Below are 22,010 nucleotides of genomic sequence, written 5' to 3'. Positions count from 1 at the left end.
GCCCGGCGCGAGGTGCTGAAATGTCTACTCGAGTCGCCCAGAAGTCGCTTCGTCCCGTTTCCCATCGTCTCGCTCTTGAACCCCGCCATCTTTTCGATGGTGCCGCGCCGGTCACCATCGACCAGCACGACGACAGCTCAAGCCACCCGGCCACCGACACCCATGACGACAGCCAACGACCGGCCGCCACCGCCGAACAGCCCTTCAGCCCCACCGGGCAGACGGGCCGCACCGAGCTGGTCATTGTCGACCCCGCCGTACGCGGCTGGCAGGAACTCGTCGCCGGTCTGCCCGCTGGCAGCGAAGTCCTCGTTCTCGACCCCACTCGCTCAGGCCTTGAGCAGATCGCCAGTGCCCTGAACGCCCGCGACAATATCACCACCCTGCACCTCATCAGCCACGGCTCGGCCGACCAGATCGTGCTGGGCAACCAGAGCCTCGACACAGCCAGCCTGGAAGACTACCGCAGCGAACTCGCCACCATCGGCAGCCACCTCAGCGCCAGCGCCGACATCCTGATCTATGGCTGTGACGTGGCCAGCCAGGGCACCACCTTCATCGACCGCCTGGCCGCCCTGACCGGTGCCGATGTCGCCGCCTCGACCAACCTCACAGGCTCCACCGGGAGTGGCGGCGACACCACCCTTGAAGCCGCCTCAGGCAGCATCGAAGCCACCTCCCTGGCCCTGCATGGACTCAGCGGCCTGCTCGCCGCCCCGACCATCACCGACAGCATCAGCACCACCCGCAGCGGCAGTGAAGACAGCAACATCGCCATCACCGGCATCACCATCGCCGACGCTGACGGAGACAACCAGAGCGTCACCCTCAGCTCCACCACCGGCACCCTGACCCTCGCCAGCACCACAGGCCTCATCGGCCTCACCGGCAACGGCACCGGCACAGTGACCTTCAGCGGCACCCTCAGCGACATCAACGCCGCCATCAACGGCATGAACTTCCGCGGCCTGCCGGAAGCCAGTGGCGCCGCCGATTTCACCATCACGACCAACGACGGCAGCACCTCGACGAACCGCACGATCAACCTGGCCATCACCCCGACCAACGATGTACCGGTACTCACGGGCGGCACCCCCCTGAGCGTGCCCGAAGGCGGCACTGCCAACTTCAGCGCCGCCACTAATGTGGGCGCAGTGGGCTTCACTCAGGTCAACCTGGGCCTGTCGGACGTGGACAACACCCAGAACCAAGTCATCATCAAGGTCGCCGGCCTGCCGGGCCAGGGGGTGCTCAAGCTGGCAGGCAACGAACTGTCCGTCGGCTCCACCTTCGCCGTCAGCCAGATCGCCCAGCTCAGCTACACCCACAACGGCAGTCAAGTGCTGGCGCCGACCAACGACACCTTCCTCATCACCGTTGATGACGGCGCCGGCGGCCTGCTCACCAACCAGGTGGTCACCGTGGCGATCACCCCGGTCAACCAGGCCCCCAGCGTAGCCGGCACGGTCACTGTCTTCGAAGGCGAGCAGGACGTCAGCCTCACCGCCAACACCAATCTGGTTCCTCCGGTGTCCACCCCTCGCGGTGCCATCTCGGGCAGCGACCCGGACGACACGGTCTTCAGCTACAGCATCACCAGCCTGCCCACCCATGGCACGCTCAAATACGACGGGGTTGCGATCACCACCGCCAGCGCAGGCAGCCCCTTCATCGTGGCCGATCTGAGCAAGCTCACCTACAGCCACGATGGCAGTGAGCCCAGCGGCACGCCTGACAGCTTCGACATGCGCATCACCGACAGCGGTGGCGGCACCGGCACCCCCCAGTCCCACGACACCACGATCGAGATCGGGATCATCGGCAACAACAATGACCCGGTACTCACCACCGATGTCACCCAGACCCTCACCGGCACCAGCACCAGCCTGACGGTCACCCCGGCAATGCTCCAGGTGACTGACACCGACTCACCCGACAGCAGCCTCACCTACACCCTAACAGCCGTGCCCAACCCGGCCGAAGGCTACTTCAGCCTCGGCGGAACCCGGCTCGTGGCTGGCGCCACCTTCACCCAGCAGGACATCAACGACGGACGGCTGGTCTACATCACCCTCTCCGCCACCCCCCGCACCGACAGCATCAGCTTCACCGTCAAGGACGGCGACCGCCGCATCTACCCCACCCCCCGGGATGGCGGCATCTATGTACCCGGGACCGACACTCTCGCAGTCAACACCTTCAGCATCAATGTGCAGAGCACCGGCATCGATGGCAGCCCCGTGCCACCGCCCGCGCCGGTCAATGACGTGCCCACCACCGGTGGCAGCAACGCCGCCTCGCTGCTCGAGGGTGAGACCATCACCCTCGACGACACCCAGCTCACCGCCACCGACCCGGACACCCTGCCCGGCCAGCTGACCTACCGGGTTCTGTCTCTGCCCACCAGTGGCAGCATCCGGCTCAACGGCGTGGCCCTGGAGTACTTTGACAGCTTCACCCAGGCCGACGTAAATGCCGGGCGCGTCACCTTCGTCCATGCTGGCGGTGAAGACTTCAACGACGTCTTCACCTATTCGGTCTCCGACGGCTCCACCGAAACCGCTGTCCGCAACTTCACCCTCACCGTCACCCCCCAGAACGACACGCCCACCGCCACCAACGGCAACCGCGTCTTCGGGCCCGAGGGCAGCAGCATCACCATCACATCGGCCAACATCGTCCTCGCCGACGCCGACAACTCGGCCTCCGACAACGAAACCGGCTACGCCGTCGACAATGCCCTGCGTTTCCAGATCACCGGTAACGTCACCCATGGCAGCCTCACGCTCGACGGGGCAGCCATCGGCGTGGGCGACTACGTGACGGCGGCCGATCTCGCCGCCGGCAAGCTGGTCTACACCCACGACAGCAGCGAGAATTTCACCGACAGCTTCCGGCTGGTGCCCATCGACGATCAGGGCATCACCGCCGGCACCGCCACAGCCACGAATCACACCAGTACCGGCACCGAGCTGATCGTCCCGATCATCCTCACGCCCGTCAACGATGCCCCCCAGTACCAGCACAAATCCCAGCTGATCAGCGGCGAGGCCGGGGCCATCGCCGAAGGGTCCACAGCCACCATCGGGGGCGCCCTGGGTTACGCCAACACCAACGGCATCGTCGGCGCCGGCACCCCCACGCTGCCGGCCAACAACGTCGCCCATCTGGTGTACGGCGACACCGACAACAGCACCGAGCAGCGTCAGTACCGGATCACCACCGCCCCCGCCAACGGTGACCTACGGCTGAGCGGCGCCGTCCTTTCCGTCGGGTCAGTGTTCACCCAGGCCGATCTGGACAACGGACGCATCACCTATCAACACAATGGCAGCGAGACCTCAACCGACTTCTTCGACTACGTGGTCAGCGACGGTGACTTCGTCTCCAACGACAGCATTTCGGTGCCCCAGGGCAGCATGCCCGCCCCGTCCCGCTACAACATCGAGCTGACCCCCGCCAACGACAAGCCCACCATCACCGCAGCAGGCTCAAGCCTGGTGGTCAACTCGGCGGTCACACCGGTAGCCCTGCCGGCCATCACCCTGGCCGATCTCGACGTGGCAGGCGGCATCGGCGCAGGCGAGCAGGATTTCGTGCAGGTCACGGCCGAATTCCTCGATGCAGCAGACGCCCCCTTTGCCGCCGGTGTGCTGAGCTTCAGCGGCCCGCTCCCCGCGGGCGTCACCGTCACCAACGGGCCTGGCGACAACATCGTCGTCTTCCAGGGCAGCCTGGCCGACGTTCAAGCGGCCCTCAACCAGCTGCGCGCTGCCACAGATGGCACCGACCCCGACCTCGCCAACCTCAAGATCAAGATCTCGGTGGATGACCGCCTGCGTGACGCCTCCGGCGCCCTCACCAGTGGCGCCAACGGCGGTACCACCAACGCCGACGGCACCCCCATCGACGCCACCAACAACGTGGCCAGCGTGGTCTTCAACGTCGTCGCCTCCGACATCAACGACCCGCCCGTCATCACCAACCCGACACCAAGTCAGACGGTGAATGAAGACGTCCGCAGTCAGATCACCGGCCTCTCCTTCTCCGACCCCGACGCTTTCTCCAGCACCACCAATACCATCACCCTGACGGCCGGTACGGGCAGCCACATCTACTTCGGCAGCACGGGCTCAAGCACACCCGCCGGGCTCACCGTGACGGCCGGCGCCGTGGGTTCCAACACCGTCACCCTGCAGGGCTCCGCCACTGACCTCAACGCCGCCCTGACCAGCCTCTACTACCAGAGCGCAACCCACTACAACGGCGACGACACCCTGAGCCTCACGGTAGACGACGGCGGCAACACCGGCATCGACGGCGGCGGCACGGGCAGCGATAGCGCGGCTATCGCCATCGCCATCCGCCCGGTCAACGACGCGCCGACCCTGAGCATGCCCAGCGGCACCAAGTTCATCACCGATGGCAGCTTCGAGTTCGTCGGGGCAGGCAACACCATCAGCTTCAATGATGCCGCCGACATCAGCAATGCAACCGCAGGCTTCGAAGTGGGGGTCGACAACTACACCATCACCCTCAACGCTCAGCTGAGTGCGGCCAACTACGGCACCATCCTGGTAGGCACCACCACCGGCCTCAGCGTCACCAGCAGCACCGGCAATGTGATCCTCACCGGCAATCGGGCCGACCTGCTTGCGGCACTGGCCACGGTCAGCTACCAGCCCACCGACACCAACGTCAATGGCGTCATCACCTTCCGAGTGACCGTGGACGATGACAACAACGGCGGCACGCAACTGCCCTCCGGCGTCAGCGGCCCCACATTGGCCACCAACACTTTCTCCCTGATCACCACCGATGTGAACGAGGCCCCCAGCATTGCCGGCCTTGATGCCATCTCAACCAACACCTTCACCGAAGGCGGTGCAGCGATCGTGGTAGACGCCGATGCCACCCTGGTTGACCCCGAACTTGACATCTACCCGAGCTGGGACGGTGCCGTACTGCGCATCGAGCGCCAGGGCGGCGCCAACGCCGATGATGTTTTCGGCGTCACCGGCAGCGGCAGTTCCGGCATCAACTTCAGTGGCACGGACATCCGCAGCGGCAGCACCGTAGTAGGCAGCTTCACCAACACCAGCGGCACGCTCACCATCACCTTCAACAGCAGCGCCACCGCCGCCATCGCCGACAGCGTGCTGCAGGCCGTCACCTACCGAAACAGCAGCGACGCCCCACCGGCGTCCGTCGCCCTCGCTTACACCATCGACGACCAGAACCCCAACACGGCCGGCAGCGGCACCGCAGGCAGCGGGCAAGATCAGGGCGGAGGCGGCCAACTGTCGGGCGGCGGCAACATCATCATCAACATCAACCAGGTCGTGGACAACCCCGTGCTGTCCGCCGGCGGCGCCAAAATCTACACCGAGAACAACCCGGCCCTCAGCGTCGACAACGCCATCACCCTCAGCGACGCCGACGATACCCAGATGAGCGGTGGCAGCATCAGCCTCAGCAGCGGCTTCCTCCCGGGCGACGTGCTCGCCGTGGATACCACCGGCACGGCCATCACCGCCAGCTACGACGCGGGCACCGGCGTCCTCACCCTGTCCGGCACCGACACCACAGCCAACTACCAGAGCGTCCTGCGCAGCCTCACCTACCTGAGCACCAGCGAAGACCCGAACAACAACGACACCCCCGCCAACCGCAGCCGCACCGTCACCTACAGCCTCAGCGATGGCGGTTCCAGCGGCGCCGGCACGGGCACCGGCACCACCACCCGGCTCATCAACATCGTGCCGGTCAACGACACCCCGGCCCTGGGCGGCGCGGGCTCGACGCGGACCTTCACCGAGAACGACCCGGCGCTCCTGCTTGAGCCCACCGGCTGGACCCTGACCGATGTGGACGACACCCAGATGGTGTCGGCCACCGTACAGATCGGCGCCGGCCTGGGCAGCGGCGACACCCTCTCCGCCAGCACCCTGCCCCCCGGCTGGACCCAGAGCTACAACGCAGGCACCGGCACCCTGACCCTGTCGGGAGCCGCCACCGACCTGGCCAACGTGCTCTCCGCCCTCGAAACCGTCCGCTACAGCAACGCCAGCGAGAACCCGTCCACCGCGCCGCGCACCATCAGCTGGCAGGTGCGGGACGCCAACAGCGACGCTGCCAGCAACGGCACCCAGCTCTCCAACATCCTCACCACCACCCTCAACGTAGTCTCCGTCCCGGATGCCCCCGTGGCGGTGGACGACACGAACAGCATCACCGAGGGCAGCGCATCGGTGGCCGGCAACGTCAAGCCGGGCACACCCGGGCAAGACAGCGACCTGGACAACACCAACGCTGAACTCGGCATCACCGGCATCCGCATCGGCACCGAAGCCGGCGGCGGCGCGATGACCGCCATCGCAGCAGGCACCACCAGCGCCGACGGCACCATCGTCACCGGCCTCTACGGCAGCCTCCGCATTGGCGCAGACGGCAGCTACACCTACACCCTCGACAACGCCAACCCGGCAGTGAACGCCCTCAAGACCGGCGACACCCTCACAGAAGTCTTCAGCTACACCCTGGCCGACCCAGGCGGCCTCAGCGACATCGCCCAACTCACCATCACCATCGACGGCGTCACCGACGGTGGCCCGTCGATCACACCAGTGGATGGCAACGGCACAGCAGCGGGCGAGACCACCGTGTTCGAGGCTGGCCTCACCACCGTGGCCGACACCAGCGAAACCGCCACCGGCAGCATCACCCTCAGCGCCGATGACGGCCTCGACAGCGTGCGCATCGACGGCACCCTGGTGACCCTGGCGCAGATCAACGCCCTGGGCACCACGCCCGTCACCATCACCACCAGCAAGGGCGAGCTGACCCTGACCGGCTTCACCGCGGGCACGACGGTAGGCAGCACGCCCACCTCCGGCACCCTCAACTACACCTACACCCTGACCGCCGATCAGACCACCCCGGGCGTGGACCAGAGCACGGACGTCATCGCACTGGAGATCAATGACGCCGGCGGCAGCAGTGCCAGCGGAACCCTCACGGTGCTCATCGTCGACGACCATCCCACGGCCAACCCTGACACCAACAGCGTGAATGAGGGTTTCACCACAGCCCCCACCACCACCAGCGGCAATGTCTTTGCGGCGGGCTCCGCCGGTGACGCCGCCGATCGACTGGGCGCCGATGTCGTCCCGGCCCCCGTCACCCACGTGAGCTTCGGCGCCACCCCGGGCACAATCGGCACGCCCCTGGCGGGTGCCTACGGCAGCCTCACGCTGGCCGCCAACGGCAGCTACACCTACAGCCTCGACAACACCCACCCCACGGTGGCGACCCTGCGTGCTGGCGACACCCTGACCGAGGTGTTCACCTACACCATCACCGACAAGGACGGCGACACTGCGACAACAACCCTGACCATCACCATCAATGGTCAGAACGATCCTCCCGTCGCCGTGGACGACGGCATCCTGGTCACCCCCGAAGACACCCCGCTGCGGGGCATCCCGGTACTATCCAACGACTCCGACCCGGAGAATGACCCGCTCACGGTCACCTCGGCCACCGTCCCGCCCGAGCAGGGCTCGGTCATCGTCAATCCGGATGGCACACTGGACTTCATCCCGGCCCCCAACTTCCATGGCACGGCGGTCATCACCTACACCATCAGCGACGGCCACGGCGGCACCGATACCGCCATCGTGACCATCCAGATCACCCCCGTCGACGACATTCCCATTGCAGTAGACGACGTGCTCGAGACCCCGGAGGACACGCCGCTGTCGGGCACCCTCACCGGCAACGACACCCCGTCCGGCGATGGTGGCAACGTCTGGGCCAAGGCCTCCGACCCAGCCCACGGCAGCGTGGTCGTCAATCCCGACGGCAGCTTCGTCTACACCCCCAACCCGGACTACCACGGCCCCGACAGCTTCACCTATACCATCACCGATGCCGATGGCGACGTGTCCACCGCCACCGTCACCCTCACGGTCAAGCCGGTCAATGACCCGCCCACCGGCACCGACAAAACCGTCACCCTGAAGGACGGGCAGAACCGGCCCCTGAGCCCGGCCGACTTCGGCTACGCCGACCCCGACCAGGACCCGATGGCCTCCGTGCGCATCGACACCCTGCCCCCCGACGCCCGCCTGCTCCTCGACGGCGTGCCCGTGGTGCCAGGCCAGGTCATCAGCATCGCCGACCTCAACGCCGGCAAGCTGGTGCTGGTGCCGGGCGCAGCCACCCGCACCCAGACCTTCGACTTCTCGGTATTTGACGGTCAGCTCTTCCAGGTCAGCCCCAACACCTTCACGGCGCTGGTCGAGTTCACCCCCGACGTGATCCTGCCCAGGCCCGAGCCCACACCGCCCGGCACAGGCTCGGCTCCGCTGTCTCCCCTGGATTTCTACTCCCAGCCGTCCGAGCAGCGCTGGCCGGTACCACGCCTGTTCCCGCCCTTTGTCCCCGCCCTGCACGTGCTGCCCGGCGTGGCCGACGTGGCCATCGAACGGGGCATTGGCTCCGGTATCGTCCCCAACCTGGCGGACAGGGCCACCGTGGGTGAGGTACGCAGCGCCATCCTCGGCGACTACCTGGACGACAGCCACGCGCTGTACGTACAGCATGCCGTGCGCCATGAACCCATCGCCACAACCCATGCCCTCCACGTCCAGCATTCGGTACGCCTCAGCCAGGCCGAGGCGGAGATCGCCGACGCCCAGAGCAGTAGCCGCGGCAACACCGCTGCTGCCGGCGTGACTACCCTGCTCGACCCGTTTGCCATCGGCGCCCCGAAACCGGCCATCGAGGCCCCGGCAGCGCCCGTGGCAAACCCGGAGTCACCCCGCACCGAAGCCCCGGCAAGGCAAGCCGCCGAGGGCTTCAGTAGCCAGATCCGCAATGCAGCCTCCGACCTGCGGCCGAGAGCCGCCCAGACCAGCCGCAGCCCGCTGGCGCCCAGCGCCAAGCGTTGATTCAGGAAACCACCGACAATGATCTCCACGACCATGAAACCGACCGCCATGAACGCCACTCGCCGCCTCGCAGCACTCCCCCGTCTCGGCGCCATTGCCGCCGCGCTTGTCCTCGCCGGCTGTTCGGTGACGCCGACCCTCGTCAGTCAGGACGAAGTGAAGAACCGTATCAGCGCTGATACCGCGCAGATGTACGCCGACCAGGCCCCCATCGACGGCGCGGTGAGCCTCGACGAAGCCCTCGCCCGCGCCCTCAAGTACAACCTTGACTACCGTCTCAAGAAGATGGAGTCAGCCCTGGCCTTCGGTCTGGCGGACTACTCCCGCTACGACATGCTGCCCCAACTGCTGGCCACCGCTGGCTACCGGGCGCGTAACAATGATTCTGGCGGCACCAGCATCGGCATCGAAGACCGCCTCCAGTCCCTGCGCCCCTCCACCTCCGAAGAGCGCCGCCACTGGCTGGCCGGTGCTGAGTTCTCGTGGAACCTGCTCGACTTCGGGGTCTCCTACTACCGCGCCCGCCAGCAGGCCGATCAGTTCCTGATTGCGGAAGAACGCCGCCGCAAGGTCGTGCAGAACATGCTTCAGGACGTCCGCGCCGCGTACTGGCGTGCCCTCGGCGCCCAGCGCCTGTCGGCCCAGGCCGAGGAAGTCCTGAAGCGCGCCAACGACGCCCTGCAGCGCTCCCGCGAAGCCGAGAGCCAGCGCATCATCCCGCCGGTCCAGGCCCTCAACTACCAGCGTGCCCTGCTGGATGCCACCTCCCTGCTCAATCTGCGCCGCCAGGATCTCGAATACGCCAAGCGCGAACTGGCCGCCCTCATGAACGTACCGCCGGGCACCGCCTTCACCGTCGCCGACAACAAGGAGGCCCCCCTGCCTCAGATCCCCGCCGACGTCCGCGCCCTCGAAGACATGGCCCTCGCCCAGCGCCCCGAACTGCGCGAAGAAGATCTGCGCAAGCGCATCACCGGTGACGAGGCCCGCAAGCAGCTGCTCTCCATGCTGCCCGGCATCACCTTCGACGTCGGCCCCCAGTACGACTCGAACAAGTATCTCTACAACGAAGGCTGGATCCAGGGTGGGCTGCGCATGTCCTGGAACCTGATGCGCCTGGCCGCCCTGCCGTCCCTCGAGAAGGCCCAGGAGAAGCAGGTCAAGACCGACGAAGCCCGTCGCATGGCCCTGGCCATGGCCATCCTGACCCAGGTCCGTGTCGGTGTTGAGCGCTACCGTCTGGCCATGACCGACCTGCAGATCGCCGACACCAGCGCCCAGGTGGATCAGCGCCTCGCCGACTACGCCAAGGCCTCCGTCACCGCCCGCCTCGACAGTGACCTGGAGGCGGTACGCACCCAGACCCGCGCCCTGCTTGGCAACTACCAGCGTGCCAACGCCTACGCCAACGCCCAGATCGCCTACGGTCGCATCTACAACTCCGTGGGCCTCGACCCCCTTCCCGATAACTTCGAGCAGGACGATCTGAAGACGCTCAGCGGCCGCATCGGTGAACACCTGCGCAAGGCCGAGAGCGATGCCTTCGCCCTCTCCACCCAGACCAGCAATGCAGTGGAGGCCAAGTGAGCTTCACCCGCTTTCTGTTCCTTGGTCTGGCCGTGGCCGGCATCCAGCCGGCTGCAGCCCAGACGCCTCCCGCGCCCCGGGCAGCAGCCCCTGCCGCAGCCCCGGCTGGCGATACCATTCGCGTCCTCCTCGCGCCCGACCGGGAAACCACACTGGCCAGCCCCATCCCGGGGCGTATCCGGACCCTCAACACCTCCCTCGGCTCCACTTTCGGCGCCGGGCAGGTGTTGATCGGCCTGGAGTGCGACGAGCCCAATGCCCGGTTGCGCATTGCCAAGGCCGAACTGGCCTCGGCCGTTGAACAGCTCGACGCCAAAAAACGCATGCAAGCCCTGCAGCAGGCCGGCGACGTGGAAATCAACCTAGCGCTCAGCGCCGCCGAAAAGGCCCGCGCCCAGGTCGCGCTACAACAGGCCCAGGTCAGCCAGTGCAGCATCACGGCCCCCTGGTCCGGTCGCGCCGCCAAGGTGCATGTGCGCAGCCACATGAGCGTCACCGCCGGTCAGCCTCTGGTGGACCTGGTCAAAGCCGGCCCGCTCAAGCTGCGCCTCAATGCCCCCTCGCGCTGGCTGGGCCAGCTCAAAAATGGGCTCGCCTTCGAAGTCGCTATCGAAGAAACCGGCAAACGCTACCCCGCCCGGGTCAGTGCGGTAAACAGTCGGGTGGACTCGGTGAGCCAGACCGTGGAGCTCGAAGCCACCCTGGCCGGCAGCTACCCGGAATTGCTTCCCGGCATGAGCGGCACCGCCATCTTCCCCCCTCGCTGAGCCGTGGCTGCACCCGACACAGCGCCCGCCCGGCTGAATCCGCCGGCCATCGAGACCTTGCTGCACCTGGAAGGCCGCGCCCGAGCGGCCACCAGCCTGACGACCCTCGGTTTCACCCTGACCAACGAAAGCCTGGCGCTCTTCCCCTACCGTCAGGCGGCGTTGTTCCTCAGCGACGCCTTCGGCACCTTGCGTCTCTCTGCTGCGTCAGGCCTGGTGTCGGTAGCGGAGGATTCACCCTACACCGCCTGGCTGTCCCGCTATGTGCGCAGCCTGCCAGCCCTCCAGGTGCCCACCCCCCTCGACCTGGCCGATGCATCGGATGACATCGCCGACGGCTGGGCCGAATGGCTGCCCGGCCATTTGCTCGCCGTTCCCCTCGGCGCACCGGATGGAACCAGGGTCGGGCTCGCCCTGTACGCGCGGGAGCAGCCCTGGCTGGAGGGTGAGATCGAGCTTGTGGCGCGCCTGCATGACACCTACGGCTATTGTGCCTGGGCCCTGTCCCGCAAGCACACCCGCCTCCTCGACCGCCTCGGCCACTGGCGTCAAACCCGGGCTGCACGATGGACAGCTCTTGCCCTGGCGGCCAGCCTGCTGATCCCGGTGCGCCTGTCCACCCTGGCCCCCGCTGAAGTCGTGGCCCTCCACGCCCCGGCCGTCGCCGCGCCCCAGGACGGAGTCATCAAGACCTTCCACGTACAACCTAATGTGCCGGTGAAGGCCGGGCAGCCGCTGTTCTCCCTGGACGACACCACCCTCTCCAACCGCCGCGAGGTTGCCGTCAAGGCGCTGGCCATCGCCCAAGCCGACGCACTGGTGGCCCAGCAGAAAGCCTTTGACGACACCCGCAGCAAGGCAGACATGGCCGCAGCCCAGGGCCGCGTGAAAGAGAAGGAAGCCGAGCTGGCCGCCATCACCGAACTGCTCGGACGTATCGAAGTCCGCGCCGAACGGGATGGGATTGCCGTATTTGGTGACCCCAATGACTGGCTCGGCCGCCCCGTCCAGACCGGCGAGCGGGTCATGCAGCTGGCCGACCCCCGCGACGCCGGTGTGCTGGTATGGCTGCCGGTGGGCGACGCCCTCAACCTGGAGGCCGGTGCCCCCCTGCGCCTGTTCCTGCACACTCAACCCCTCTCGCCCCTGGATGGTGAGCTGCTGCAAACCAGCTACCAGGCCGTGACCAGCCCCGACGGCGTCGCATCCTACCGCCTGCGCGGGCGCTTCACCGGCACGGAAACACCCCGCATCGGCCTCAAGGGCACGGCACGGGTTTCGGGTGACTGGGCGCCCCTCGCCTACTACGTGATGCGCCGCCCCCTTGCCAGCCTGCGGGAATGGACCGGTCTGTGACGCCCCTGCTCCCCCCCCTGCGGGAAGAACTGCGCCTGCTGCCGGCAAGTGCCAATGGCGATGGCTCGCCGGCGTGGATGATCCACGACCCGGTGTGCAACCGCTTCTACCGCATCGGCTGGCTGGACTTCGAGATGCTCGCCCGCTGGGGCCTCGGCTCACCGGCGGCGGTCGTCGAGTCCATCCAGTCGGAAACCACGCTGGCACCGGACAGCTCCGACCTGGAGGCCCTCACCCGTTTCCTCGAACGCCACAGCCTGCTGCGCATCGCCACCGCGGCAGGTGTCCGCAATCTCGCCGAACGGGCTTCACGTCAGCAGGAGTCCATCCTCACCTGGCTGCTTCACCATTACCTGTTCTTCCGCCTGCCCCTGGCCCGTCCCCAGGATTGGCTCGGGCGCATCGCCCCGCGGCTGGACTGGCTCTACCAGCCCGCCACGGCAGCGCTGATTGCCCTGCTCAGTCTGGCCGGTCTGCTGCTCGCCGGCCGTCAGTGGGACAGCTTCCGCACCAGCTTCGTGGACAACCTGAGCACCGGCGGCCTGGTCGGCTTTGCCCTGGCCTTGACCTGTGCCAAGGCTCTCCACGAGTTCGGCCATGCCCTCACGGCCACGCGCTACGGCGTGCGGGTAGCCCACATGGGCGTGGCGATGGTCGTGCTGTGGCCCATGCTGTACACCGATACCAGCGAAAGCTGGAAGCTCGCCAATCCGCGCCAACGCCTGGCCATCGCCAGCGCCGGCATGCTGGCCGAGCTGGCCCTGGCCGGCCTGGCTACCCTGGCCTGGAGCCTGGTGCCGGACGGCCCCCTGCGCAGCGCGCTGTTCTTCCTCGCCACCACGAGCTGGGTGCTGACCCTGGCGGTGAATGCCAGCCCCTTCATGCGTTTCGACGGGTATTTCATCCTGGCCGATCTGCTCGACATGCCCAATCTACATGAGCGTGCCGGCAACCTGGCCCGAACCTGGCTGCGACGCCACGTGGCCGGGCTCGACGAGCCCTGGCCCGAGCGACTTCCGGCGGGCCAGCACAGGGGGCTGATCGCCTTTGCCCTGATCACCTGGCTGTATCGCCTGGGCGTATTCATCGGCATCGCCGTGGCGGTGTATTACATGTTCTTCAAGGCGCTGGGCATCCTGCTCTTCCTGGTGGAGATCGGCTGGTTCGTGGTCCGCCCACTGCTGACCGAACTGCGGGAGTGGCGCAGCCGCCGGGGTGATATCCCCGTAACCCGCAAGCGCGGGGCTCTGATTGCCATGGCCCTGCTGATCCTCGCAGGCCTGATTCCCTGGCCGGGCAGCCTGAACGGGACCGGCTGGCTCCATGCGGAGCGCCAGCACACCCTGCATACGCCCTTGGCTGGCCGCCTGGTCAGGCTGGCCACAGCGGGCCCTGTTGCTGCCGGGCAGGTGCTGTTTGAAGTGGAATCGCCCGAGCTGCAACTCTCCGCCCGGCGCGCCGATGGCCAACGGGAAAGCAGCGAGCGGGAGCTGGCAGGCCTGAGTGGCCTGCCGGACGGGGAGCAACGGCGTGCCCAACTGCAGGGCCAGCACGACAAATACGCAGCCGAAGCGGGCGCGTTCCGTGATGAAGCGGCCCGGCTGCAACTCGCCGCACCGTTCAAGGGGCTTCTGGTGGACGTGGACGCGGGTCTCGCCCCCGGCGTATGGGTCGCGCCACGCCAAGCATTGGCGGTGGTGATTGATCCGGAGAGCTGGGTTGTCGAGGCCTTCATTCCGGAAGCCGATGTGGACCGCATCCGCCCTGGTGACACCGCCCGCTTCCACCCTGCTGGCCAGCCCTTCGGCATCCTGCAGGGCAAGGTGGTGGAGATTGATTCGACACGCAGCACAAGCCTGCCTCATCCGGCCCTCGACGCCGCAGCAGGGGGCCCGATTCCGACCTTGCCGAATCAGCAACAGGGCCCGGCCGCAGGACGGAGCCCCCGGGAATCCCTTTACCGGGTACGCGTCCTGCTAAACGAAATCCCGGAACAACAGCGCATCGCCATCGGCGAAATCCGTATTGCCGGTGAAGGACGCGCATGGCTCCCCACCGCCATAAACCGGATTCTTGCGCTGGGGGTTCGGGAGCTGGGCTTTTGACACACCGGGCGGCCCCCGGTACAGACCAGCCTCAAAGGGCGCGACGCTCCACCAAGGCCTGGGCAATGGTGCCCGTATCAGTGTGTTCGAGCTCACCACCAACGGGGATGCCCCGGGCAATACGGCTGACGCGAATGCCCCGGCTGCGCAGGAGCTCGGAGATCATGTGGGCGGTGGCCTCGCCCTCATTGGTAAAGTTGGTGGCCAGAATCACTTCCTGCACAGCACCATCGCAGGCGCGTGCGAGGAACTTCTCCAGTCCCAGCTCCCGTGGCCCGATCCCGTCCAGGGGGGAAAGGCGGCCCATCAGCACGTAGTACATGCCGTGGTAACTGTGGGTCTGCTCAAGCATCGCCAGATCGGACGGCATCTCGACCACGCACAGCTGGGTAGCGTCACGCTGCGGATTGGCACACCGGCTGCAAACCTCCTCCTCGCAGAAGGTATTGCAGCGGGAACAATGCCGCAGCACCTCCAGCGCATGGCCCAGGGCTGTCGCCAGCCGCGCGGCTCCGCGCTGATCGCGCTGCAGCAGGTGAAAGGCCATCCGCTGGGCAGACTTCGGCCCCACACCCGGCAGGCAGCGTAGGGCTTCGATCAGCACATCGAGACTGGAGGGAGAACTCATGAAGCCTGTCAGCCGACAATCAGAACGGCAGCTTGAAGCCGGGGGGCAGGTTGAGCCCGGAGGTGAAGCCAGCCATCTTCTCCTGGGTGGTGGACTCGACACGACGCACCGCGTCGTTGACTGCCGCGGCGATCAGGTCCTCCAGCATCTCCTTGTCGTCCATCACCGAGGGGTCGATGGTGACACGACGCACATCGTGCTTGCAGGTCATGGTGATCTTGACCATGCCAGCGCCGGACTGCCCCTCGACCTCGATGCCGCCCAGGCTGTCCTGCATTTTCTTCATGTTGTCCTGCATTTGCTGGGCCTGTTTCATGAGGCCAGCGATGCCGCCTTTCATCATGGTGATGCTCTCCGGATTAAGTTAGAGGGGTTTGACCGACGCTGTCTCCAGCGTCGCATCGAAGCGTTCGATCAATTCGCGAACAAAGGGGTCCTGCTCAAGGGATGCAAGGGCGGCGGCGTGACGCTCGGCTTTCTCGGCCTGATTACGCTGGGCGGGGGTCTCGGTGGCGATCTCGCCGACTTCGATACTCACCCGCACCGGACGCCCGTAGTGATTCGACAAGGCTTCCTGCAGCTTCTCGGCACCGTTCTTGTTGATCTGCAGTAAATGTCGCTGATCGCTGGCAAGGCGCAGACGGAAGCAATTGTCCGCAACGCCCAGCAATTCACTGTGCTGAGCCAGTTGAAGGTTGAAACCTCCAAGCCCCACCTGCTCCTGCAGGGCATGCCAGTCCACGGAGCCACCGATGGCATCCCCGGCAGCGGGCGACTCGGCAAGGACAGGGGACGTCTCGAGCGGCAGAGAAAGCACCTGTACAGGCTCGACGGGCGCAGGTGCCGGCGCTTCAACAACCGGAGGCACAACAGGCGCGGGGCGAGCGGAAGGAAGCTCATGGGCCTCCGGCGGCAGATCCTCCCACGGAGGCACGCTGCTGCCATGCTCCGGCGTGACAACAGGTGCCGGTTGCTGTGTGGGCGGCGGAGCCGGCGCTACGACAGCCTTCGCCTCAAGAACCGGCGCCGGGGGCGTGACCACCTCGGGCAAGGGCGGAGAGGCCTTCACCACAGCAGCTTCGAGGGGCGCCCCGGAGACCACCGACGACGCGACGCGCGCAGGTGCTATCTCAGGTTGCAGCTTGGGTGCGGGCGGGCGGGGCAATGAGGGAAGCGCCCGGGCCTGGCCACCGCCGTCTCCGGCAGCCATCACCCCCCCCAGCGCAGCGGGCTGCTCTGGACGGAAGGCGAACAGGCGTAACAGGGTCATGGAGAAACCCGTCGCCTCGTCCGGAGCCAAGGGTAGCTCTTCCCGGCCATGGATGACGATCTGGTAGGCCAGTTGCAGGAACTCCGGGTCGAAGGCCTGAGCATAGGGCGCCAGACGGGCCGCCTCGAACTCGTCGGACAGCGCCGACGGAGCAAGCTGCAACAGCGCTATCCGGTGAAGAAGCCCGGCCAGGGACTGGAGGGCGGAGTCGAAGGACAGGCTACGCGCTTCCATGCCATCGGCAGCGGCCATCAGAGCCTGGACATCATTGTTCTGCAGGGACTCAAGCACCGCATGGAGATGGTCGTCACCGACAGTACCGAGCATATCCTGCACTGCCTGCTCCTCCACCCTGCCGGCCCCGTGGGCGATGGCCTGATCGAGCAGTGACAGGGAATCCCGCATCGACCCACTGGCTGCCTTGGCGATATGGCGCAGGGCGCCGGGCTCGAAAGGCACCGCCTCGGCCTCCAGGAGCCGGGTCAGATGGCTCACGATGTGCCCAGGAGGCATCTGCTTGAGATTGAACTGGAGGCACCGGGACAGCACAGTGACCGGAATCTTCTGGGGATCGGTGGTAGCGATGATGAACTTGACGTGCTCGGGAGGCTCCTCGAGCGTCTTCAACATGGCGTTGAACGCATGCCCGGTGAGCATGTGGACTTCATCGATCATGTAGACCTTGTAACGCCCCTGCACCGGGGCATACACAGCCTGGTCCAGCAGGGCCGCCATGTCATCCACGCCGCGGTTCGACGCCGCATCCATCTCCACATAGTCCGGGAAACGATCGGCATCAATGGCGGTACACGCTGAACATTGATTGCAGGGTGTCGCGGTAACACCGGTCTCGCAGTTCAGGGCCTTGGCCAGGATGCGGGAGATGGTGGTCTTTCCGACACCACGCGTCCCGGTAAAGAGGTAGGCGTGATGCAGGCGCCCCGTCTGCAAGGCATGAGTCAACGCACGGACAACATGCTCCTGCCCGACGAGCGTCTCGAAACTGCGCGGGCGCCACTTTCGGGCAAGTACTTGGTAAGCCATGGAGGAATTCTAACAGGCCCGACCTGCGTGCCGGAGAACGAGCACAAGAACGCAAAACGAAAAAAGGGGCGTCAGCCTGGACGCCCCTTTTCTGGAATTAGGGTGGCGAGCCTGACCCCCGGCACTTGCAGGGAACGGCTGTGGCTGCTGCCTTCCGGCCCTGACCAGGTTCACCGCGCTGCAATGCGGGGAGACCCGCCACGGCAGGCATTCTAGCAGCTTGGCCAGCACCACGCCTATCCCTTTTGCGCCATTTCCAGCATGATGGGCAGACGAATCTCCACCACCAGACCACCACCGTCCCTGTTCGCGGCGTCAATGGTTCCACCATGCACGAGCACGGCACGGCGGGCGATGGCCAGCCCAAGACCGAAACCATCAGCCCCACCGACATTGCCTCCACGATAGAACGGCTCGAACATCGCGCCGAGTTCAGCAACTGGCACACCGGGGCCCCGATCCTCGACACACAGGACAAACACATCACCCTCACGGGCCGCATGCACATCCACACAGGACCCTTCGACGGTGTATTTGACTGCGTTGCGGATGACGTTCTCGAAGGCGCGCTGAATCAGCTCCCCCCACACCATTGCCTCAGCCTCCCCATCCCCCTTGAAGTTCAGCTCCCGGCCGAGCGCTCGTGCCTCGAAGCAGGCGTCGTCGGCGACGGCAGCCGCCAGATCGATCAAGTCAGCCAATTCCCGGGGCGCATCACTCTTCCCGGAATCAAGTCGAGCCAGGGTTAGTAACTGCCCCACCAGATCGTCAAGGCGAACAGCCTCCCGCTCTATGCGGCCCAGCGTTGCTTCAAAGCGCCCGGGATCCTGACGTACAAGTCCGATGGCGGCCTGGAGGCGGGCCAGCGGGGAGCGCAATTCGTGAGATACATCGTGAAGCAAACGACGCTGAGAGCTGATCAAGGCTTGCACCTGTCGCGCCATTCGGTCGAAGTCCTCAGCAAGATCGGCGATCTCGTCGCGACGCCTGCCAAGCAGCGGCCGCACGCGGGCATCCAGCTGCCCTTCTGCAACCGCGCCCAGAGCCCAGCGAAGACTACGGATAGGCTTGGACAAATACCAGGCCAGCAAGGCGCTGAAGAGGACGCTGGCGACAAGCCCCGCGAGAATCGGCCACCATGGGTTTGGAGGAGGCGGACCGCGCCGACCGAAGGGAATACGAGGCTCGCCAGACGGCGCCCCAAAGGCCCTGTCCGACACCGTGGCCACAGCCGGCACGAAAAGCAGCCAGGTTTTCCCTGCCTCGCCACTCCACAGCCTGGCACCGCGCCTTGGACTGTCCAACAAGGCCCAGGCACGCGCCTGAGCCTCGGCGGCAAGATCGACATGGCGCCCAAGCAGCTCCTTGCCCGCCGCATCCACAGCGAATATCGGCGGAGACCGCCCATCCTCCCCGATGTCCGCCAGAAAATCCCGTAACGCAACCTCCCCCCCACGGCTCAACACAGCAACAGCGGCCTTAAGGCTGAAAGTTACACGCGGCCCGGCCAACAGCAGGTGGTCCTCTTCACCCGCAAGAAGCGCGTGCTCTGATTGCTGGTGCCACCAGACCGCGCCACCCACACCACCGCCAGCAAGCAGCAGCGCCAACCAGAATGCGAAGAAGAACTTCCAAAAGAGGCGCCCGAGCCTCATTCACGAATCAGCTGGTAGCCCAGCCCCCTCACCGTTTCGATCCAAGGGCGCCCATCGGAGCGGGGCCCGAGCTTATGCCTGATGCTCGAGAGATGGACGTCGATACTCCGATCAAACCGCGCGAGCGGACGTCCCAGCCCCTGCTCGGACAACTCCGCCTTGCTAACAACCCTCCCGGCACTGCGCGCTAGAATCTCAAGCAGGTTGTACTCAGTACTGGTGAGCCCCAGCTCCCTGCCATGCCAATGGGAGCGACGCATCTGAGGCCACATGACGAGCGGACCGACGGCCAGCATGCCTCCCTCCGCATCCGAATTGATCTGCACATCCTGACTACGCCGCAGGATTGCCCTGATTCGCGCAACAAGCTCCCGCGGCGTACATGGCTTCGGGACATAGTCATCCGCCCCGAGCTCAAGTCCCACGATGCGATCGACGTCATCCCCCCTCGCCGTCAGCATCAAGACAGGTATCCGGCTCTGCCCCCTGATCCTGCGCAGAGCCTCAATCCCCCCAACATCGGGCATCATTACGTCGAGCACGACAATACTGTAGGCGCCGGATAGAGCCGCCCCCACTCCCGCCTCCCCATCGTGGACGACATCAACGTCGAAGCCCTCCCTCACGATGTACTCGCTCAACATGGACGACAACTCGACATCGTCATCAACCAGCAACACCTTTCCAATCACTCCGCTGCCTCCCAAATAGCACGCGCTGAAATGATAAGAGCGCCCCTGCGTTAACTCGAACTGCAAACCACGGTTTAACCGGGCTTTACGCACCTTAACCCTCACAATGCCACGGCCCTGGCGCTTTCTCGAGGACATGAGATAGGAGAACTGAGCACGGGCCTATAAGTGGTTCGGCGACACCCCGGGATCGTAAGCGTGTATTGACCCAGTAAAACCCTGCTCAGGTGCTAATGTATTGACCCACCAAATCCTGCACAGGTCACGCCGCTAATGCGAACGCCTCGGCGGGTGTCTTCATTTCGTAAGCGTCCAGCCAAGTCATCTTCTCAATCGCTCGTGATCCCCTGACGATCATGTCCTCCAACACCATCCTCTGGAGGACACATGGACGCTTCAACAATCAATCTGCCCACCGCCGGTCGGCGTCGTGGTCGGTACAGCGAGACCTTTAAGGCAGAGATCGTGGCCGCGTGCAAAGCACCCGGCGTTTCAACGGCTGCGGTTGCGCTGGCCAACGGCCTCAATGCCAACCTCGTTCGGCGCTGGGTACTCGAGAGCGATCCGGCTCATAAGCGGGCAACTCGGGCTGCATCCCTGCTCGCCATGAGTGCGCCATCGCCCCAGGCGCAGGGGACCTCAGTGTCTCCAGGTTTTGTTCCTCTGGCACTGGACGGGCCGAGCGCCGACATTCGTATCGAACTACGCCAGGGCGATCAGCTCATCACCGTGTACTGGCCAATGGCGGCAGCGGCGCAGTGCCTGAGTGCACTGCAGGACTGGCTGCGGTGATCCGCATCGATGCGGCCTGGCTGGCGGTCGAGCCGATGGACATGCGTGCTGGCCCCGACACGGCGCTGGCCCGCGTAGTCGCGGTCTTTGGTGCAGCGCAGCCGCACCATGCCTATGTGTTTGCCAATGCCCGCGCCACCCGGATGAAGGTCTTGGTCCACGACGGTGTCGGCCTGTGGCTGGCGGCCCGGCGTCTGCACGCTGGCAAGTTCAACTGGGCTTCCAGCTCCCAGCCCAGCCTGCCCATTAGCACCACTCAACTGGGTGCCCTGGTACTGGGCCTGCCCTGGCAGCGCGTGGGCCATACCGGCGCCATCACCCTCGTTTGAATCCCGGCCAGCCTGCAATCAGGGCATGCGCGAATGGGCTGCCGCCCTTGGCTGCGGCATACTTGAAGCTATGTCTTCCTTGCCGCAATTCGACGCCGAAGCCCTGGCCTCCATGCCCCCGGATGAATTGCGTGCGCTCACCGCTCAACTGCTTGTCCGCATCGAGCAAGATGCCCAGCGCGCTGAACAGGCCAGCCAGGCCATTGCGCTGCGAGACGCCAAGATCGACAAACTCAGCTTTGAACTGGCTCAACTGCGGCGCATTCGCTTCGGCGTGAAGAGCGAACAGCTCGATGCCCAGCAGCGCCCCTTGTTTGAAGAAGCCGTTCAGGCCGACATCGCCGCCCTGGAAGAGGAACTGGCCGAGCTGCAGGCCCGCACCCCGCCCACCGAGGCCGCCGCCCAACGCACGCCCAAACGCCAGGCACTGCCCCCAGAGCTGCCCCGCACAGAGATCCGCCACGAACCCGACGCCACCACCTGCACCTGTGGCTGCCAGATGAAACGCATCGGCGAGGATGTGGCCGAGAAGCTTGACTACACCCCAGGCGTCTTCACGGTCGAGCGCCATGTGCGCGGCAAGTGGGCCTGCCGCGCCTGCGAGCGCCTGGTGCAGGCCCCCGTGCCGGCTGAGGTCATCGACAAAGGCCTCCCCACCGCAGGCCTGTTGGCTCACGTGCTGGTGGCCAAGTACGCCGATCACTGTGTGCTACGAACGCGACCACCGTTGTTGAGGTGGAAGCGATGCTTTACCAAAGATGAGGGTAGGCCCCTCGAAGTCGGCTTGCAGGAGCAGGCTTCAAACCGCCACAAGCTGCGGGCGTTAAGAGC

13 protein-coding genes and 1 other RNA gene are annotated in these 22,010 nt (G+C 65.8%); 8 read left to right on the top strand and 6 right to left on the bottom strand.

Features of this window, described 5'->3' with window-relative positions; all coding sequences use genetic code 11:
• The first annotated feature begins 20 nt into the window (after positions 1-20).
• The 5 genes from PHI64_RS16480 to PHI64_RS16460 are packed head-to-tail and all read left to right on the top strand — an operon-like array spanning position 21 to position 14,769.
• Entirely contained in the window at positions 21-8,954 is an 8,934-nt protein-coding gene (locus PHI64_RS16480; RefSeq protein WP_299884929.1) for a cadherin-like domain-containing protein, read from the top strand.
• A gap of 48 nt (positions 8,955-9,002) precedes the next feature.
• A complete protein-coding gene (locus PHI64_RS16475; RefSeq protein ID WP_299884926.1) occupies positions 9,003-10,541 on the top strand; it encodes a TolC family protein in 1,539 nt (512 codons plus the stop codon).
• Positions 10,538-11,308, top strand: a complete 771-nt coding sequence (locus PHI64_RS16470) for an efflux RND transporter periplasmic adaptor subunit (protein WP_299884923.1) — start codon at positions 10,538-10,540, stop codon at positions 11,306-11,308. Before PHI64_RS16475 ends, PHI64_RS16470 begins: the two co-directional genes overlap by 4 nt.
• Before the next feature lie 3 nt (positions 11,309-11,311).
• The gene (locus PHI64_RS16465; RefSeq protein WP_299884919.1) at positions 11,312-12,664 is read left to right on the top strand and encodes an HlyD family efflux transporter periplasmic adaptor subunit; all 1,353 of its coding nucleotides are present in this window, start codon (positions 11,312-11,314) and stop codon (positions 12,662-12,664) included.
• Positions 12,661-14,769 carry an HlyD family efflux transporter periplasmic adaptor subunit gene (locus tag PHI64_RS16460; protein ID WP_299884916.1) on the top strand — a complete coding sequence of 703 codons (2,109 nt, stop codon included), beginning with the start codon at positions 12,661-12,663 and terminating at the stop codon, positions 14,767-14,769. The genes PHI64_RS16465 and PHI64_RS16460 overlap by 4 nt, the downstream gene beginning before the upstream one ends.
• 31 nt (positions 14,770-14,800) lie before the next feature.
• Here PHI64_RS16460 and recR read toward each other — a convergent pair whose 3' ends face one another.
• From recR to PHI64_RS16430, 6 genes are all read right to left on the bottom strand, one after another.
• Entirely contained in the window at positions 14,801-15,397 is a 597-nt protein-coding gene (gene recR, locus PHI64_RS16455; protein WP_299884913.1) for a recombination mediator RecR, read from the bottom strand.
• A gap of 19 nt (positions 15,398-15,416) precedes the next feature.
• On the bottom strand, positions 15,417-15,740 hold the full coding sequence (locus PHI64_RS16450; RefSeq protein ID WP_296569575.1) for a YbaB/EbfC family nucleoid-associated protein: 324 nt from the start codon (positions 15,738-15,740) through the stop codon (positions 15,417-15,419).
• A 21-nt stretch (positions 15,741-15,761) separates the two neighbouring features.
• Positions 15,762-17,711, bottom strand: a complete 1,950-nt coding sequence (gene dnaX, locus PHI64_RS16445) for a DNA polymerase III subunit gamma/tau (protein ID WP_299884909.1) — start codon at positions 17,709-17,711, stop codon at positions 15,762-15,764.
• Positions 17,712-17,812: 101 nt separating this feature from the next.
• Positions 17,813-17,911, bottom strand: an RNA gene (ffs, locus tag PHI64_RS16440) — signal recognition particle sRNA small type.
• A gap of 36 nt (positions 17,912-17,947) precedes the next feature.
• Positions 17,948-19,366, bottom strand: a complete 1,419-nt coding sequence (locus PHI64_RS16435; protein WP_299884906.1) for an ATP-binding protein — start codon at positions 19,364-19,366, stop codon at positions 17,948-17,950.
• Positions 19,363-20,058, bottom strand: coding sequence for a response regulator transcription factor (locus PHI64_RS16430; RefSeq protein WP_299884903.1), 696 nt, complete (start codon positions 20,056-20,058; stop codon positions 19,363-19,365). The genes PHI64_RS16435 and PHI64_RS16430 overlap by 4 nt, the downstream gene beginning before the upstream one ends.
• 387 nt (positions 20,059-20,445) lie before the next feature.
• Here PHI64_RS16430 and PHI64_RS16425 point away from each other — a divergent pair, with 387 nt between their 5' ends.
• The 3 genes from PHI64_RS16425 to PHI64_RS16415 all read left to right on the top strand — a co-directional run.
• On the top strand, positions 20,446-20,850 hold the full coding sequence (locus PHI64_RS16425) for a transposase (protein ID WP_299884900.1): 405 nt from the start codon (positions 20,446-20,448) through the stop codon (positions 20,848-20,850).
• The gene (tnpB, locus tag PHI64_RS16420) at positions 20,847-21,179 is read left to right on the top strand and encodes an IS66 family insertion sequence element accessory protein TnpB (protein WP_299884897.1); all 333 of its coding nucleotides are present in this window, start codon (positions 20,847-20,849) and stop codon (positions 21,177-21,179) included. Before PHI64_RS16425 ends, tnpB begins: the two co-directional genes overlap by 4 nt.
• 70 nt (positions 21,180-21,249) lie before the next feature.
• The coding region (locus PHI64_RS16415; protein WP_299884894.1) for an IS66 family transposase zinc-finger binding domain-containing protein at positions 21,250-22,010 on the top strand (761 nt) is incomplete at its 3' end.

The organism is Zoogloea sp. (assembly GCF_028689785.1).
Taxonomy (GTDB): domain Bacteria; phylum Pseudomonadota; class Gammaproteobacteria; order Burkholderiales; family Rhodocyclaceae; genus Zoogloea.
The sequence above is the reverse complement of the archived record's forward strand: the minus strand, read 5'-3'. Positions and strand labels throughout refer to the sequence as shown.